The sequence below is a fragment of the Pontibacter sp. H249 genome (assembly GCF_037892465.1).
Classification (GTDB): Bacteria; Bacteroidota; Bacteroidia; order Cytophagales; family Hymenobacteraceae; genus Pontibacter.
In genome coordinates this window covers 42413-59391 of the sequence record NZ_JBBKTR010000007.1, presented here as the reverse complement: position 1 = coordinate 59391, position 16979 = coordinate 42413, and the positions used below count along the sequence as shown (strand labels likewise).

The 16979-nt window shown below is 45.7% G+C and carries 14 protein-coding genes; 11 read left to right on the top strand and 3 right to left on the bottom strand.

The window, feature by feature from the left end; all coding sequences use genetic code 11:
- The first annotated feature begins 11 nt into the window (after positions 1-11).
- From WG943_RS10650 to WG943_RS10640, 3 genes are all read left to right on the top strand, one after another.
- Complete coding sequence (locus tag WG943_RS10650; RefSeq protein WP_340408840.1) at positions 12-1967, top strand: OmpA family protein; 1956 nt, start codon at positions 12-14, stop codon at positions 1965-1967.
- Positions 1968-2240: 273 nt separating this feature from the next.
- Complete coding sequence (locus WG943_RS10645) at positions 2241-3413, top strand: AIR synthase related protein (RefSeq protein WP_340408839.1); 1173 nt, start codon at positions 2241-2243, stop codon at positions 3411-3413.
- Positions 3414-3591: 178 nt separating this feature from the next.
- A complete protein-coding gene (locus WG943_RS10640; RefSeq protein ID WP_340408837.1) occupies positions 3592-4332 on the top strand; it encodes a DUF4476 domain-containing protein in 741 nt (246 codons plus the stop codon).
- Positions 4333-4567: 235 nt separating this feature from the next.
- On the opposite strand, the gene WG943_RS10635 is transcribed toward WG943_RS10640, so the two are convergent.
- Positions 4568-5053 carry a DUF4293 domain-containing protein gene (locus tag WG943_RS10635; protein WP_340408835.1) on the bottom strand — a complete coding sequence of 162 codons (486 nt, stop codon included), beginning with the start codon at positions 5051-5053 and terminating at the stop codon, positions 4568-4570.
- A 66-nt stretch (positions 5054-5119) separates the two neighbouring features.
- On the opposite strand from WG943_RS10635, the gene WG943_RS10630 reads away from it, so the two are divergent.
- The 6 genes from WG943_RS10630 to WG943_RS10605 all read left to right on the top strand — a co-directional run bounded on the left by WG943_RS10630 (position 5120) and on the right by WG943_RS10605 (position 11768).
- A complete protein-coding gene (locus tag WG943_RS10630; RefSeq protein WP_340408834.1) occupies positions 5120-6319 on the top strand; it encodes a thiolase family protein in 1200 nt (399 codons plus the stop codon).
- 145 nt (positions 6320-6464) lie between these two features.
- On the top strand, positions 6465-7217 hold the full coding sequence (truA, locus tag WG943_RS10625; protein WP_340408833.1) for a tRNA pseudouridine(38-40) synthase TruA: 753 nt from the start codon (positions 6465-6467) through the stop codon (positions 7215-7217).
- A gap of 14 nt (positions 7218-7231) precedes the next feature.
- Complete coding sequence (locus WG943_RS10620; protein WP_340408831.1) at positions 7232-8515, top strand: cystathionine gamma-synthase family protein; 1284 nt, start codon at positions 7232-7234, stop codon at positions 8513-8515.
- Positions 8516-8784: 269 nt separating this feature from the next.
- On the top strand, positions 8785-10554 hold the full coding sequence (locus tag WG943_RS10615; RefSeq protein ID WP_340408829.1) for an ABC transporter ATP-binding protein: 1770 nt from the start codon (positions 8785-8787) through the stop codon (positions 10552-10554).
- A complete protein-coding gene (locus WG943_RS10610; protein WP_340408828.1) occupies positions 10551-11069 on the top strand; it encodes a GyrI-like domain-containing protein in 519 nt (172 codons plus the stop codon). The genes WG943_RS10615 and WG943_RS10610 overlap by 4 nt, the downstream gene beginning before the upstream one ends.
- Before the next feature lie 93 nt (positions 11070-11162).
- Positions 11163-11768: a TetR/AcrR family transcriptional regulator gene (locus WG943_RS10605; RefSeq protein ID WP_340408826.1), complete on the top strand. Its 606-nt coding sequence runs from the start codon at positions 11163-11165 to the stop codon at positions 11766-11768.
- Positions 11769-12000: 232 nt separating this feature from the next.
- Here the strand turns inward: WG943_RS10605 and WG943_RS10600 are convergent, their stop codons facing one another.
- Positions 12001-12411: a hypothetical protein gene (locus WG943_RS10600; RefSeq protein WP_340408824.1), complete on the bottom strand. Its 411-nt coding sequence runs from the start codon at positions 12409-12411 to the stop codon at positions 12001-12003.
- Positions 12412-12548: 137 nt separating this feature from the next.
- Complete coding sequence (locus tag WG943_RS10595) at positions 12549-14333, bottom strand: ABC transporter ATP-binding protein (RefSeq protein WP_340408822.1); 1785 nt, start codon at positions 14331-14333, stop codon at positions 12549-12551.
- Positions 14334-14483: 150 nt separating this feature from the next.
- On the opposite strand from WG943_RS10595, the gene WG943_RS10590 reads away from it, so the two are divergent.
- Together WG943_RS10590 and nusB are read left to right on the top strand one after the other, a co-directional pair.
- Entirely contained in the window at positions 14484-15581 is a 1098-nt protein-coding gene (locus WG943_RS10590; protein ID WP_340408820.1) for a Glu/Leu/Phe/Val family dehydrogenase, read from the top strand.
- Positions 15582-15806: 225 nt separating this feature from the next.
- On the top strand, positions 15807-16979 hold the full coding sequence (gene nusB, locus WG943_RS10585) for a transcription antitermination factor NusB (RefSeq protein ID WP_340408818.1): 1173 nt from the start codon (positions 15807-15809) through the stop codon (positions 16977-16979).

The window sequence follows — 16979 nt, the reverse complement described above, 5'->3', positions numbered from 1 at the left end:
CATAACCATACATGCTCATGCATCTATTGCGACAAACAAAGCCTGTTGCGCATCAACTACAGGCAATTAGTGTGTTCCTGCTGCTTGTTATGCTGCTTAGCGCCTGCGGCTCGGGCCGCTATTTAAGCAGAGGCGACAAAAAGTTTGGAGAAGAAGAGTATGAACGTGCTATTCAGTTTTACCAACAAGCGCTGAAAAATGCCAACAATCCTGGCGAGGTAAATTATAAAATTGCAGAAGCTTACAGGTTGTCTAACCGCCTGTCGCAATCCGAGCCGTTTTACAAAGCCGCTCTTGATAACAAGGTCAGGAAGGAAGATGCCTACTTCTACTATGGTTTAGCACTAAAAGCTAACGGGAAGTATGAAGAAGCGCTTAACCAGTTTCAGGATTATGTAAGAGTAGGATCTAACCCGCAACTAAAAGGTAGAGCAGCCCGAGAGGTCGAGAACTTTAGTACCCTTAGCGATATTCTACGCAAAGCGCCACGCTATGAGGTGCAGCACCTAGAGGCTCTTAATACAGATGCATCTGAGTTTGGCCCTTACGTGATGAACAATGAATTAGTATTTTCCTCAACGCGAGGCCCTGGTAAGGAATATATGGGCAACGGTGAGGGCTTTATAGATGTTTATGCTACCACACTTACCGACTCGGCTGCAATGCTGGGCGGGGCTGTCCGTAAATTTGAAAGTATAAATCTAGAAGGCATCCACGATGCGCTAACCACATTTTCAGACGAGGGTCGCACCATGGTTTTTGCGCGTGGCAATGAAGGCACCAAGAAAGGCCGCCAAAACGTAGACCTATACATTTCATTTTTCCGCTCCGGAAATTGGAGTGAGCCAAAGCTACTCAACATCAGCGACCCACGCGCCTGGGATTCTTCTCCGGCTTTCTCGCTAGATGGCAAAACTTTATACTTTTCATCTGACAGAAAAGGCGGTTTAGGCGGTAACGATATCTACAAATCAACAGTAGATGGCAGTGGCCGCTTCTCAACTCCAGAAAACTTAGGACCAAGTATAAACACACCTGGCAATGAGAGCTTTGTTTCTGTTGGCCCAGACGGTACGTTATACATTGCCTCTGACGGTTTGCCTGGCTTAGGAAACCTTGACCTGTTCCGCATGGAAAACGGAGTGCCTGTAAACATGGGCCAACCTGTAAACTCAACAGGAGATGACTTTAACATCTTCTTCCAGGATAACTATACTGGCTTCTTTGCCTCAAACCGAGATGGCGGGAAAGGCGGCGACGATTTATACTTTATCTCCAGAAGCAAGCGCAAAGCGGTTAATTTCTTTGTTGATGGCACTTTGTACCAGCAGCGTGATAAAGAAAAGCAACGCACTGCCGTAACCAGCCATACAGTTGTGCTGCAGGATGATAAAGGAAACAAATTACGTACTGCAACTACGGGCACTGAGGGCGGCTTTACTTTTGCTTTGGATACAGCCTCCACTTACTTCCTGATAGCAGAAAAGCCAGGTTTCTTTACAGCTCGCCAGCGCATCACAACTATAGATAAAATGCCAATGCAGGACCAGCTGACGGAGGAGGAAAACGAGGTTCGCCTTACAGCTACACTAGTGCTTAACGAGATCGTGAAAGAGAAGGCGATTGTGCTGGAGAACATCTTCTACGATTTCGATAAAGCCAATATCCGTCCAGATGCAGCCATAGAACTGGATAAACTAGTGCAGGTACTAAACGACAACCCAAGTATAACAATCGAGCTTAGCTCACACACCGATGCACGCGGTAGCGATGTGTACAACGAAGACCTGTCGCAGCGTCGTGCAGAATCTGCTGTAGAGTACATTATCTCGAAAGGTATAGATCGTTCTCGTATAACGGCAAAAGGCTATGGCGAAAGCAGGCCTGTAGTGCGTAATGCTAAAACCGAAGAAGAACACCAGCGTAACCGCCGTACCGAGTTCAAGGTTGTGCGTATACAAGAGTAATCAGTGTAGCGCTACATAAGAGAGCCGCATAAGTTTTATACTTGTGCGGCTTTTTTTGATCAGGATTTTTAGGATTGGATTAGGATTGACGGGATAATACTTTCGTAGAGACAGGTCACAAGATATCCTTGCCAAGGCAGAGGATATGATACTTATACTTTCTTTGATGTAGTACTAATATGAAGTACAAAAGTATAAACCAGCATTTTCTTTTCAGCTAATACCACTTATCACAGCAGCTTTGTTAAATTTGTAAGCAAATCATCCACCACTATGGAAGAAAACAGATATTTGCGCCGCGGCGTTTCTGCCTCTAAGGAAGACGTGCACAACGCCATCAAGAACATCGATAAAGGGCTTTTCCCAAAAGCATTCTGCAAGATCATCCCTGATATACTTACCGGAGACCCTGAATACTGTGCGCTGATGCACGCCGACGGAGCCGGAACCAAATCATCCCTGGCTTATATGTACTGGAAAGAGACCGGCGACATGAGTGTATGGAAAGGTATTGCCCAGGATGCGGTTGTAATGAATACCGATGACCTGCTTTGCGTGGGAGCTACTGATAACATCCTGCTTTCATCTACCATTGGCCGCAACAAAAACCTGATTCCTGGCGAGGTAATAGCCGCCATTATAAACGGAACTGAAGAAGTGCTGCAGATGCTGCGCGATAACGGTGTAGGCATTTACAGCACAGGCGGCGAAACAGCCGACGTTGGCGACCTGGTACGCACCATAATTGTAGATAGCACCGTAACGGCACGTATGCGCCGCGATAACGTGATCTCAAATCATACTATACAGGCAGGTGACGTAATTGTAGGCTTCTCTTCTGCAGGACGGGCAAAGTATGAAACGCAGTATAACGGCGGCATGGGCAGCAACGGACTTACCTCTGCGCGCCACGATGTATTCCATAAATACCTGGCAGCCTCTTACCCCGAAAGCTACGACCCTGAATTACCTGCAGACCTAGTATACGCTGGCAACTACCGCCTAACCGATATAGACAAGGAAACAGGTATGGAAGTAGGCAAGCTGGTGCTTTCGCCGACCCGTACCTATGCGCCTATTGTGATAGAGATACTAAAGCAGCACCGCCAGCACATACATGGCATGGTGCATTGCAGCGGAGGCGCGCAAACCAAAGTACTTCACTTTACCGAAAAGGTACACATCATTAAAGATAACCTGTTCCCGGTGCCGCCGCTGTTCCGCATTATACAAGAGCAGAGCCACACCGACTGGAAAGAGATGTACAAAGTGTTCAACATGGGCCACCGCCTGGAAATCTACCTGCCTAAGCAGTACGCTCAAAGCCTGATCGATATCTCGAAATCGTTTGGTGTGGATGCGCAAATCATTGGCCGCGTAGAAGCAAGCGAGCACAACGAATTGACCATAAAAAGCGACAAAGGCGAGTTTTATTACGAAGGATAGCACAAAGTATAAGCCTATACATTTGAGTAGCCACAGGTGCATAGCCTGTGGCTATTTTTTGTGCCTACACTAAAGTATGACAGCCTTAAAGCGCTAACAAAACAGGAGTGGTTTATAAAATTAAAAATCTGGCACAATAATTGGCTTGGCAGAAGTATAAGGAAAAACCTATACTACCATGAAAAAGCTTCTACTTCCGTTCTTGTTTGTGCTGCTGGCTTTGCCAGTGTTTGCGCAAACTGCTGTGCTTACCTTTACCGCCGAGCGTGGCGAGGTGTTCCATATTAGGTTAGACGACAGAACCATTAACCATACCGCCTCAAACTTTGTGCGTATTGCGCCGCTAAGGCCGGGCAAGCATTATGTGGAGGTGAAAGTGCGAACACGGCAGGGAGTATACCAGTTAGGGCAGCGCATTGTAGTACCAGCCGGTGTAGAAGCAAACTATGGCGTTCGCACCGTAGGCAGAAACGGCAAAGCCTACCTGCGCCTGATCAGCGAGGTGCCATTGGCTCCTCCTGTAGTAGTAAGGCCATTACCTCGCTACCTAGACCGCTACGATGAATATGACCGCGACCGTTACGAGCCAGCGCCACCGCGCTATGACGACCGTTACAGAAGCGACTGCCGCAACCTAATGACTGGCCATGAGGTTGACCGGCTGATACAGACCATGCGCAGCCGTGACTTCGAGAGTACCAAACTAAGTATAGCCCGCGATGCCATGCGCAATGGAAGTATACTAGCCGAAGACCTGAAGCGCGTACTGCAGCAGTTTGACTATGAAAGCACAAGAGTAGAGTTTGCCAAATACGCCTACGACTACCTCTGCGATAAAGAACACTTCTACTACATCTACGACCTGTTCAAATTCGATAGCAGCGTGCAGGAGCTGGAGCGATATACCGGCAGGAGGTAGGTTTTGAATGGATGCGAAAGCTAAATTCTCATTTTGAACGCAACGAGGTAGCTGTAACATTTCATAGCCCCACAATATTTCAGATTTCTTGCGGTGCTCAAATAACAAAAGTGCAGGCAAGACTTCAATAATAACCTATTAGAAACAAATAAGCCGCTTCAGGACAAAAGTAGCTCCTGAAGCGGCTTATTTGTTTATGGACAATGAGCAAATTCACTCATGCACTCACTTGAAATTATCTCAGTCTATCAACCGACCTTACTAAATCTTCGTCGCGCTTGATAAAGCGGTTTGCCAGGGCGTTAAGCAACAAGCCCAGCATCGGGAAGTAAAACCCAGCTTCGTAGGCACCATTGTTATCTGCTTTTACCATTTCTGCACCCACATAGGCTGCATAATAAAATGATGTTCCAAGCAGCGCAGCCAGTACCAGTGTGTTTAAAAGGCCCAGTTTCATCTGGTTTAGGCGGTTTTTAAACTGGAATATCTCGTACAAAGCAATGGCAGCGGCAGCAATAGCCAACATACCGATAGCGATAGCGCTTTTTACAGGCGTTCCTTCAGCGGCATCGGCAGGCACATAAGAGTTAATGTTCCAGGCCGTGAGCACAACCTCTTCGCCGGTAGTGGCGTCAGTTTTAGACCAAAGCGGTAAAAATAGCATGGCAACCATTGATAGTACCAGCAGTAACAGAAATACGGATTGAATTCTTTGTATCATAGAGCGGTTAATTTAACTTGCAATAAGTTGCAAAATTAGACAAAGACCGGTAAAACCAAAACATAGATGAACACAGCATACATAGTTGATATACTTCGCACGCCAGTAGGCAAGTTTACAGGCACGCTCAGCAGCGTCCGCCCCGATGATATGGCCGCTTTGGTGATGAAAGAAATTATTGCCCGTAACCCCAATTTAGACCCGGCTTTAATAGAGGATGTAGTAATGGGAGCAGCCAACCAAGCCGGCGAAGACAATCGTAACGTAGCGCGAATGGCTTTGCTTTTAGCAGGCTTGCCAATGGAGATTGGTGGCGTTACTGTTAACAGGCTTTGCGCTTCAGGCTTGCAGGCCATAATGGATGCATCGAGAGCGGTAACCTGCGGCGATGGAGAAGTATACTTGGCAGGTGGTGTAGAAAGTATGACGCGTGCTCCGTTTGTAATGGCTAAAGCCGAAACAGCTTACTCCCGCACTCCCGAAATCTACGACACAACTATTGGCTGGCGCTTCACCAACGACAAGCTATCTAAGCTACACTACCCGTTTGCCATGGGCGAAACAGCAGAGAACGTGGCAGAGCGCTACGGCATTTCACGTGAAACCCAGGATGAGTTTGCGTACCAGTCGCAGGTAAAGTATAAAGCCGCTGCTGAGGCAGGTAAATTTAAAGATGAGATTGTGCCAGTGCATATTCCGCAGCGCAAAGGCGACGATATAGTTTTTGATACAGATGAGCACCCACGAATGTCACCTTTAGAAAAACTGGCAGAGCTGAAACCTGCCTTTAAAAAAGGTGGCTCAGTAACGGCTGGTAACTCATCAGGCATAAACGATGGCGCTGCTGTATCTATCATTGTAAGCGAGGATATTCTGAAACGTTACAACTTAACGCCAATGGCACGTGTAGTATCAGCTGCCGTGGCAGGCGTAGACCCGGCGCACATGGGCATGGGGCCTGTACCGGCCACTCAAAAAGCATTAAAGCGTGCAGGCTTAAGTATAAATGATATTGGCCTCGCCGAAATTAACGAAGCATTTGCTGCACAGGCGGTACCTTGTGTGCAGCAGTTGGGCATCAACCCAGATATTGTAAACGTGAACGGTGGCTCTATTGCTATTGGCCATCCACTAGGTGCCAGCGGTACACGAATTTCTGCCACATTGCTTCACGAAATGAAACGTCGCAGCAATGTAAAGTATGGCCTGGCCACTATGTGCGTAGGCGTAGGACAAGGAGCAGCTATCATTTACGAAAAAGTATAAACTATAGCCCTCAAAGCTTCTAGACTTCTTAAACATCTTATTATTATAAAGGAATTGCCTGCTTTAGTTTTAGCAGGCAATTTCTATTTTAAGATTATAAGCAGGGCATCCTGTGTCTTTTGTCTCAAAATCATACCTTTGTTCTATGCGGTATTTTTTAGAGATAGCCTACGATGGCGGGCGTTTTCATGGGTGGCAAGTGCAGCCAAATGCTCTAAGTGTGCAGGAGGTATTAGATGATAGCCTTAGTAAGATTTTACGCGAAGAGATAAGCACTACCGGCAGCGGCCGCACCGATACCGGCGTACATGCTAGCCAGCAGTTTGTGCATTTCGATACAGACCAACAACTGGACCCGCAGCACATTGTGTACCGCCTTAACCGTATTCTTCCGGATGATATTGCTGCTAAAAATTTATACTTGGTAACCGACGAGGCGCATGCCCGCTACGATGCCTTCGCCCGTACCTATCATTACCACATCACCCTCACCAGAAATCCTTTTAAACGCTACTACGCCTGGTACCATAGCCAACATCTGGATGTGGAAAAGATGAATGAGGCAGCGGCTATACTTTTAAGGTACGAGGATTTTACTACCTTTAGTAAAGTGAAAGGCGATACAAAGCACTATCGCTGCAGTATGTACGAAGCTGTGTGGCGGCAGCAAGGAGAGGAGCTACTATTTACAATTAAAGCTAACCGTTTTTTGCGCGGCATGGTGCGTTTGGTTGTAGGAGCTCTAGCGGATGTTGGGAGAGGTAAGTTATCTATAGCAGCCTTTGAGCAAATCATTGCCAGCCAAGACCGCAGTAAAGCCAGTGGAGCCGCTCCGGCAGAAGGTTTATACTTAGCCAAAGTAGAGTACCCGGAGTATATTTTCAGAACATTACCTTAAAATAAATATAAGTTATGCAACTTGAAGAAGACCATCTGGGGCCGCATTTAAATGGTAAACACCTGCGGCCAGAAAGTTTAATGATGAGTTACGGGTACAATCCCGAATGGTCAGAAATGGCCGTAAAAGCCCCTATCTACCAAACCTCCACCTTCGTTTTTAAGAATGCTGAAGAAGGAAAGGCCTTTTTTGAACTAGCCTATGGCCTACGCGAGAAGGGTGCCGAAGAGCAGTTAGGTTTGATCTACAGCCGCCTAAACAACCCTGACCTGGAGATACTGGAGAACCGCCTCCGCTTCTGGGACGGTGCCGAAGATGCAGCAGTTTTTGCCAGTGGCATGGCCGCCATCAGCACCACTTTATTAGCCCTGCTTAAACCAGGCGACGTTATCCTGCACAGCGAGCCTATCTATGGTGGTTCTGATTACTACGTTAAAAACATACTTCCTAAGTTCGGCATCCAAAGTATAGGTTTCCAGGCCAGCGCTACCGCCGAAGAAGTTTCTAGGTTGCTCGATGAATCTGGTGTTGCCGATAAACTCGCTATGATTTACATCGAAACGCCTGCTAACCCAACTAATCATCTTGTAGATATAGAAGCTTGCGCACAACTAGCCCAAAAGCATTCTACTGCTGATAAAAAAGTAGTGGTGGCTGTTGATAACACCTTCTTGGGGCCTGTTTTCTCACACCCGCTAAAGCACGGCGCCGATCTGGTTTTATACTCTGCCACAAAGTATATAGGAGGCCACTCCGACTTAATTGCGGGTGCCTGTGCTGGCTCCGCAGATTTACTGAAAGCTGTGAAAGGTATGCGTACGTTCACGGGTTCTATGGCTAGCCCCTGGACCGGTTGGATGCTGATGCGAAGCTTGGAAACGCTGAAAATACGCATGGAGGCGCAAAACAAAGGCGCCGAAACAGTAGCCGCTTACCTAAAGCAGCATCCTAAAGTAGAGAAAATATACTACCTCGGCGACTTGCAAGACAACCCACAGCAGCAGGCTATTTTCGAAAAGCAATGCACCGCTGCCGGCTCAATGATTTCGTTTGACATCAAAGGTGGCGAAAAAGAAGCCTTCAAATTCCTGAACAGCCTGCGGTTGATTAAGCTGGCTGTGAGTTTGGGCGGCACCGAGTCGCTTGCCGAGCATCCCGCCTCTATGACCCACTCTGACATTAGCCCTGCCGATCGTGCGAAAATGGGTATAGGTGAGGGTATGGTGCGTATTTCTGTTGGCGTAGAGCACCCGGAAGATATCATATCCGATATTGAGCAGGCTTTGGCTAAAGTATAAACAGGAGTAACTCTGAAATATAAAGTATAGAAAAGGCTGGAGCTATAGTAGCTTCAGCCTTTTCTATATTGGTGGGACAGGAAGAATCAGGTTGATTATACTTCGCAGCAGTGCTTAGACTCAATAGTTCAAACTAAGCCTATAAATTAATATAATCTTAATCTCCGGTCAGTAATCCTGAAACCATTAACTTTGCAGTCGGTTAATAGCAAAGGCACGTACAACAGAAACTGCGCGTTTACAGATTAACGATAAATTTAACTCCCACTTTGGAAGACAAACCAAAAAATACCGGTAAAGTATTCGATTCAGATGTGCTGGAGCGGCTATTCACGTTCGTGAAGCCTTACATTGGCATCTTCTACTTTATCGTTTTTTTAACCTTTGCTTCGGCCATACTTGCCGCGGTGCGCCCCTTCTTGATTCAGTATACTGTAGACAACGAAATTCTGCAGAATGACTGGGAAGGCCTGAACAAGATGTTCGTGATATTGGGTGTGCTGCTGGTAGTGCATGCTATTGTACAGTACCTACATACCTACTTTGCCGGCTGGCTGGGGCAGCACGTGGTGCGCGACATCCGCATCAAACTTTACCGCCATATCCTGGACCTGCGCTTGAAGTTTTTCGACCGTACACCAATTGGCACCTTAGTAACCCGCAACGTGTCGGATGTGGAAACGCTTTCGGATGTGTTTAGCGAGGGTCTAGCAGCCATGATCGGTGATATACTGCAGTTAGTGTTTATCGTAGGCTTCATGTTTTACATTGATTGGGAACTGACGTTGGTTAGTTTGTCTACGTTCCCGCTCATGCTTATCAGCACTTACATATTCAAGGAGAAAATAAAAAATACTTTCCAGGAGGTGCGTACGGCAGTGGCACGGTTAAACTCATTTGTACAGGAGCATATAACAGGTATGAGCATTGTGCAAATCTTCAACAACGAAGAGCGTGAGATGGATAAGTTCAAAGAGATCAACAAAGAACATACCCGTGCCAACATTCGCTCTGTTTTATACTACTCTGTATACTTTCCAGTAGCCGAAATTATCGGTGCGGCCGGTTTAGGATTGCTGGTATGGTATGGTGCGCATGGCGTGATAGACGATGACACCTCGCTGGGCACACTAATGGCCTTCATACTTTACATCCAAATGTTCTTCAGGCCGATACGCATGATCGCTGACCGCTTTAACACGCTGCAGCTGGGTGTGGTAAGCACAGAGCGTCTGATGAAGCTGCTGGATAGCAAAGAAATGATCGCTGACAACGGCAACTACGCTCCAGAGAAAATAAAAGGGAATGTAAAATTCGAGAACGTGTGGTTTGCCTACAACGGAGAGGAGTGGGTGCTGCGCGATATCTCGTTCAATGTAAAAGCTGGCCAAACTGTGGCCTTTGTGGGAGCAACTGGTGCCGGTAAAACATCAGTTATCAACCTGCTGAACCGCTTCTACGAAATAAACAAAGGACATATTATTATTGATGGCCACGACTTGCAGGAGTATGACCTAAGTGTGCTGCGCCATCATATTGGAGTGGTGTTGCAGGATGTGTTCCTGTTCTCTGGTACTATTGCCGATAACATTAGCCTGGGTAACAAAAACATTACCGAAGAGCAGATGTGGCATGCCGCTGACTTGGTGGGTGCCCGTAAGTTTATCGAGCGGTTGCCGGGAGGCCTGCATTACAAAGTGATGGAGCGTGGCGCTACGTTATCGGTGGGTCAGCGCCAGCTGATTTCTTTCGTGCGTGCCATGGTATACAACCCCGAGATCATTATCCTAGACGAGGCCACCTCCAGCGTAGACTCCGAAACTGAAGAACTGATACAGTATGCGATAGACCAATTAATGCAAGGCCGCACTTCTATCGTAATTGCGCACCGCCTCTCAACTATCCAAAAAGCCGATAAAATTATAGTGCTGGACAGAGGTGAGCTAAAGGAAATGGGCAACCACGAAGAACTGCTGCAGAAGAATGGTTACTATGCGCAACTGCACCAGATGCAATACAAGAACATGATTGATTTATGAAAAAACTCTTCTACGTGCTAGCCGGTCTGGCTGTCGTTTTATTGGTGCTTTATACTTACATGGGAGGCTTTACCGAAGTAGATGTAAAACTTACTTCCTCTGATACAATTTATGTGGCTGGCCAGCCATACACGGGTTCTGTAAAAGACGAAGCTTTAGGAGATGCATTCCAGAAGGCAGCAAAGCTTGTTGAGAGCAAAGAGCTTGAAGGTGTACTAGGCAATATTTACTATAATGACCCTGATAAAAGCGGTGATAGCCTGAAAGCCTTTGTGGGCGTAATAGTGCCAAATGCTGACGTGAAGTTGCCGGAAGGTTATACATTGCGCACCGTAGAGGGCGGCAAAAAAGTAGTGAGAGCAGAAGTTAACGCGAATATTATGCTAGCTCCTAAAAGACTCTATGGCGCCGTTTACGACTATGCTGAGGAAGAAAATCTAAAACTGGAGGATTTCTATGTCGAGTGGTTCCCGGCGCAGGATAAGGGAGTGGTAGAGGTGCCAGTAAAGCAGTAACCCGATCATCTATACTTGTATGTATAGATTTAAATTCTAACTTTGGTATCAGGGCTCCTTTACTCATCTGCCCTGATACTATAGCAGACTACATTGAGTAAAAAAGCAGACGCAAAAAAGGAGCTGATTTTAGATGCAGCAAAATCAGTGTTTGGCAGGCTGGGCTACAGCAAAGCCACACTAGATGATATCGCGCATGCCATCGGCCTTAAAAAGCCTACATTATATTATTATTACAAAAGCAAAGAGGTCTTATTCATCGAGGCCTTTTCGCAGGAGTGGAAAGAAAGTCTGTCTAACCTTAAGCGCATTGCGGAAGAGGAGCGAAATCCACATGAGCGACTTTTACTGTACATCCGATCATCGTTGCGCTACTACCAAAAAATTGTGACGCAGCACACCATCTCCATTAAGGTGCTTATTGAAACACGTACGCTTTTCCAGGAGCTTTTCCGGGAGTCTCGTGCAAAGGAAGCTAATTACTATGCCACTGTTATCAAAGAAGGCATAGCCAATGATACCTTTATTTCTTGCGAGGCAGAGCGTGTAGGCTATTCTATTATGGTGGTAAAAGACCTGATTCAGTTTGAGGAGTTCCAGCGGGCAGAGTTTCACAAACTGGACTACATAGATTTTGAGAAGATTGAGCGGGATGTGCTTTTTACTGTGAACCTGATATTAAATGGGATTGCAGCTTAACTGTTCATTAATTTTTTAAGCATAGGTTAGTACCCTAAATCTAGATACCTTATTCGTAAGGAAAGTAGTGCCTACCTGCAATAAAGACCATGTCATTCTTCTTATAACATTTACTCTATTTCGTCTTATAAAGCACAGTGCCCCGGCTATACATACGTATGGCCGGGGCACTGTGCTTTATAAATAATTGTGCTGCTTTAGTGTTACATAAAACAACAGTTAGCAACAGCAATTAATGCGTTGCTTTATACTGGTCTAGCTTAGCTTTTAACGCTTCAACGTCTGGGTGATGGCCTTTCGCTACTTCAGCTGCATCCAATTCTATCAGCATGTCCTTCATCTGCTTCAGGTAGGCGGTTTTGTCTTTTTTCAGGCAAGATTTGTGGTTGTCGTGGCACTTGCCGTCTGCGCTCATGGGTTTAAACATGCTGCCTTCTCCATAAATCAACCATTGCGGATTTAGGTCTGTAAAGTTTTTCACTATCGCCACGAGATCATCTAATAGATAATTTTGGCCAGAGATGATATTAGCAAGGGTAGTTTCATCGCTGCCGGTCATGGTTTTTAGTTGTTCCATTTCCAGCTCTTTAAGGTTTGTATAAAACCTGAATCTTTTTCCGATTTGTTGTAAGTCGATGGCCATAAGCGCAGATTTTTAAGGTTAATATAGGTTAGCTATACGTTGGTATAACAGAATCCGTACAAAAAAAATCCCGCAAACTCGAAATCGGTGTAAAAGAGCCTCCCGAACTAGTGAGTGTAGTTGGTTCTGGCTGTAACTTACTCTAAGTCTTCTGTCTGCAACTGGCGCTCGTACAGCACCTTGTACAACCCGTCTTGGTTAATAAGCTCCTCGTGAGAGCCATGCTGAATTATCTCACCGTCTTCCAATACCAGAATCCTGTCTGCCAGCTTCACCGACGATACCCTGTGCGAAATAATAATAGAAGTACGGTTAGCCATAATACGGCGCAGGCTGTTAAGTATAGCGTTCTCGGTTTTTGTATCTACTGCAGATAGCGAGTCGTCGAGGATAAGTATACTTGGTTCGCGCACCAGCGCCCGCGCAATAGAAACGCGCTGCTTCTGCCCACCCGATAGTGTAATGCCACGTTCGCCTAACTTAGTCTCAAACTTCTCCGGGAAGCGCATAATATTCTCGTACACATCCGCATCCTTCGCCGACTGCACCATTTGCTCTTCGGTTATACTTGGCAAGCCAAACCCAATGTTGTTGCTTATGCTGTCAGAAAACAAAAATACATCCTGCGGTACGTAACCTATCTGGCTGCGCAGGCTCTTTAGGTTATAGTCTCGTACATCAACGCCATCAATTAAAATGCGGCCATTGGTTACATCGTACATGCGCGGTAGCAGGTTAGCGATGGTGCTTTTACCCGAGCCGGTATTGCCAATTATAGCCAACGTCTCGCCGTGGTTAATGCCAAACGATACATTCTTCAGTGCTTGTATACCTGTATCTGGATAGGTGAAATCCACATTCTCAAAACGGATATCACCCATAATCTCTTTGCTGATGTTTTCACGGGAAACAATATCGTTTTTGGTATGGAGAAACTCGTTGATGCGGGCCTGCGATGCCGCTGCGCGCTGCACTAGGCTAGCCGTCCAACCTAAAGAAGTAACTGGCCAGGTAAGCATGTTCACGTAAATGATGAATTCGGCAATATTACCAGTAGTTATACTTCCGTTAATGACCTCTTGGCCGCCGATATATATCGTAATGATTGTGCTAAGGCCCACCAGGAATAGCACCAGCGGGAAGAACAGGGAGTTTACAAAATTCAGCTCCAGCGACTTATCTTTGTAAGTGTTGCTGGCATTGGTAAAGTTGTTGTGCGAGTCATCCTCCCGCACAAAAGATTTTAGTACCCTAATGCCAGAGAAAGCCTCCTGCACAAAAGTAGTAATACCTGAAAGGCTTCTTTGAATCTCATCGGATTTACGCTCGATAATATTATTTACATAGTAAATGCTGATGGCAAGTATAGGTAGCGGAATCAAGGTATACATCGTCAGCTTCACGTTTACCGATAGCATGTAAGGGATTACCATCAGGAAAAGTATAACCAAGTTAATGCCATACATAATAGCTGGCCCTAGGTACATGCGCACACGGCTAACATCCTCTGAGATGCGGGCCATCAGGTCGCCGGTGTTGTTTCTGCGGTAAAAGCTAAGCGGCAGGCTTTGGTAATGCTCGTAAATTTCGTTCTTCAAATCGTTCTCTACCAGGCGGCTCATCACAATGATAGTCTGTCGTACAAAAAACAGGAACACGCCGCGCAGTAGCGCCATCAAAAGTATAACTACCCCATACACGAGTATACTCTTGGCGAAAATATCATATACTGAGCTTTGCTGAGACAGCCCCTCGTACAGGCCGTGTAGGTTAATTCCTTCCTTTATCAGATTAAAAGCATGGCGCACTACCTGGGCAGGCAGTATCTGAAAAAAGTTGGAAATGATAGTAAATACAATGCCCCACAGAAGCCTGTATTTATACTTAAGAAGATATTTGTTTAAGTAGCGTAACGATTTCACAGTAAAAGTTTAAGCCTAAGGGCTTTTACGTAGACTTATAAAGTACAAATTGAATAAATCAAAAAAAGAATTAATTTTGCAGCACGAAACGGGAAGGGTAACCTGCCTCATTCACACAAAGATAGAATAACCCCTTAATCAATAACATAAATGGTCGAATTAAAAGAAGTAGAACTGAAAGACAAGTCAGTTTTCGGTCAGATCTCAGAATACAATCATGAGAAAATTGTTTTCTGCCATGACCACGAAACAGGCTTAAAAGCTATCATCGGCATCCACAACACAGTACTTGGCCCTGCTTTGGGTGGTACGCGTATGTGGTCTTATGCTTCAGAGGCAGAGGCGCTTGATGATGTATTGCGTCTTTCTAGAGGTATGACCTACAAGGCTGCTATCTCTGGACTAAACCTGGGTGGTGGTAAAGCTGTAATCATTGGCGATGCCAAGAAAGATAAATCAGAGGCCTTGCTTCGCAGATTCGGCCGTTTTGTAAAGAACCTGAACGGTGCTTACATCACAGCTGAAGACGTAGGTATGACTACAAAAGACATGGAGTATATCCGTATGGAAACGGAGCACGTGTCTGGTTTGCCTGAGTCTATGGGCGGTAGCGGAGACCCTTCTCCAGTAACTGCTTACGGTACATACATGGGTATGAAAGCCGCTGCTAAAAAAGCGTTTGGTTCAGACTCTTTAGAAGGCAAGAAGATCTCTGTTCAGGGTGTTGGCCACGTAGGTGGTTACCTAGTAGAGCTATTAGCAAAAGAGAATGCACAGATCTTTATTACCGACATCTACGAAGACCGTCTGCAGGAAGTATCTAATAAGTATGGTGCTAAAGTAGTAAGCATGGACGATATCTATGATATTGACGTGGATATCTACTCTCCGTGCGCGCTAGGCGGAACGATCAACGACAATACATTAGACAGACTGAAGTGCCAGGTAATTGCAGGGTGCGCTAACAACCAGCTGCGTAACGAGAATGTACACGGCCCAGCTTTAATGGAGAAAGGTATTATTTATGCACCAGACTTCCTGATTAATGCTGGTGGTCTGATCAACGTTTACTCAGAGCTGACAGGTTACAACCGCGAAAGCGCTTATGCTCAGACAGAGCGTATCTACGGTTATACATTGGATATCTTTGAACTTGCTGAGAAAGAAGGCATACACAACCAAGTTGCTGCAATGAAAATGGCTGAGAAGCGTATTCAGAGCATTGGTAAAGTTCACTCAACTTACTAAGCAACCTCACTAAATATAAATTACCGTTAAGGACAAGAGTGCTGCATTAACCTGTGGCACTTTTGTTTTACACGGCTCTATTAAAAAAGGAACTATAAGCAGAGGGCTTTGCATTTAGGCTTATAGTAGAGATTACGGCAATAGTATAGCCACAAAGTATATGGCGCCAGTTGGTGCCGCACAAGCAGAATTACATCATCAAAATACGCTCTTTAAAATAAGAATATGCTCAACCGCAGAACACTACGAATCAAGGCGATGCAAGCCATTTATGCCTATCAGCAGGCCGAAGGTTCAGATTATCTGCTGGCGCTGGACCAGATAAGCGATGAATTTGCCCCAGACCTGAACTCTATGGAGGTGCAGGACAAGAAATTACTGGAAGGTAAAAAGCAGATCGCGCAGCTCCTGTTTAAGGAGTGGTACGAAACACGCCAGTTCGAGACCGAGGAATCAGACAGAGAGATTACAGATGCGGTAAACAGAGCAATTGCTTACTACAACAACCTCACTAAGAAAGACTACAAGTACTACGGCAACCAAATGCTAAGTGCAGTAGAGCGTATTTACGATCATTACATCGGTACACTTCAGATACTGGAGATCACCAACAGCCTGATTGAGGAAGAAGAGGAGAAGAAGGCAAATCGCTTTACCGCTGCCACAGGTCCAGATACTAAGCGTTTCCTGACTAACCGTGTGGTACAACGCCTGCTCCAGAACGAGTCTTACAGACAAGCCATCATCCGTCGCAACATAAGCTGGGGCTCTGATATCAGCGAGATCCGTTCGGTGTACAAGAACGTACTGAAACAAGACGAGGCCTTTTTAGCATACCTTGAATTGCCTGCTCCAACCCTGGAAGAAGACAGCGAGATAGTGAAACATATTTTCAAAAACATTATCTTTAAAGAAAAAAACTTACAATCTTTGTTTGAAGAGCAGGATTTGAACTGGGTGGAAAACAAAGCCATTGTAAAAAGCTTGGTAAACAAAACTGTTAAAATTTTTAGCGAGGAAACCGAAGAGGGATTAGGCTTGCTAGACCTGTCTGCCAACTGGGAAGACGACAGAGCCTTTTTTGAAGAACTATACTTCCAGACGATACAAGAGGATGAGAAGTATGAGGCGATGATAGCGGCCAGCGTAAAAAACTGGGATGTAGAGCGCGTTGCCCTGCTCGATAAAATTATACTTAAGATGGCGCTTTGCGAAATGCACATCTTCCGAAGCATTCCTGTAAAAGTTACCATCAACGAGTATATCGAGATTTCCAAGCTGTATAGTACGCCAAAAAGTAAGCAGTTTGTAAACGGTGTATTGGATAAAATGGCACAGGAGCTTACCACCAAAGGCGATATCCGCAAATCGGGCCGCGGCTTAATAGATAACAAATAA

Bases quoted from the DNA above. Each gene is read 5' to 3' on its own strand.
- WG943_RS10650 (WP_340408840.1), top strand. From the start codon at position 12: ATGCTCATGCATCTATTGCGACAAACAAAGCCTGTTGCGCATCAACTA.
- WG943_RS10645 (WP_340408839.1), top strand. From the start codon at position 2,241: ATGGAAGAAAACAGATATTTGCGCCGCGGCGTTTCTGCCTCTAAGGAA.
- WG943_RS10640 (WP_340408837.1), top strand. From the start codon at position 3,592: ATGAAAAAGCTTCTACTTCCGTTCTTGTTTGTGCTGCTGGCTTTGCCA.
- WG943_RS10635 (WP_340408835.1), bottom strand. From the start codon at position 5,053: ATGATACAAAGAATTCAATCCGTATTTCTGTTACTGCTGGTACTATCA.
- WG943_RS10630 (WP_340408834.1), top strand. From the start codon at position 5,120: ATGAACACAGCATACATAGTTGATATACTTCGCACGCCAGTAGGCAAG.
- truA (WP_340408833.1), top strand. From the start codon at position 6,465: ATGCGGTATTTTTTAGAGATAGCCTACGATGGCGGGCGTTTTCATGGG.
- WG943_RS10620 (WP_340408831.1), top strand. From the start codon at position 7,232: ATGCAACTTGAAGAAGACCATCTGGGGCCGCATTTAAATGGTAAACAC.
- WG943_RS10610 (WP_340408828.1), top strand. From the start codon at position 10,551: ATGAAAAAACTCTTCTACGTGCTAGCCGGTCTGGCTGTCGTTTTATTG.
- WG943_RS10600 (WP_340408824.1), bottom strand. From the start codon at position 12,411: ATGGCCATCGACTTACAACAAATCGGAAAAAGATTCAGGTTTTATACA.
- WG943_RS10590 (WP_340408820.1), top strand. From the start codon at position 14,484: ATGGTCGAATTAAAAGAAGTAGAACTGAAAGACAAGTCAGTTTTCGGT.
- nusB (WP_340408818.1), top strand. From the start codon at position 15,807: ATGCTCAACCGCAGAACACTACGAATCAAGGCGATGCAAGCCATTTAT.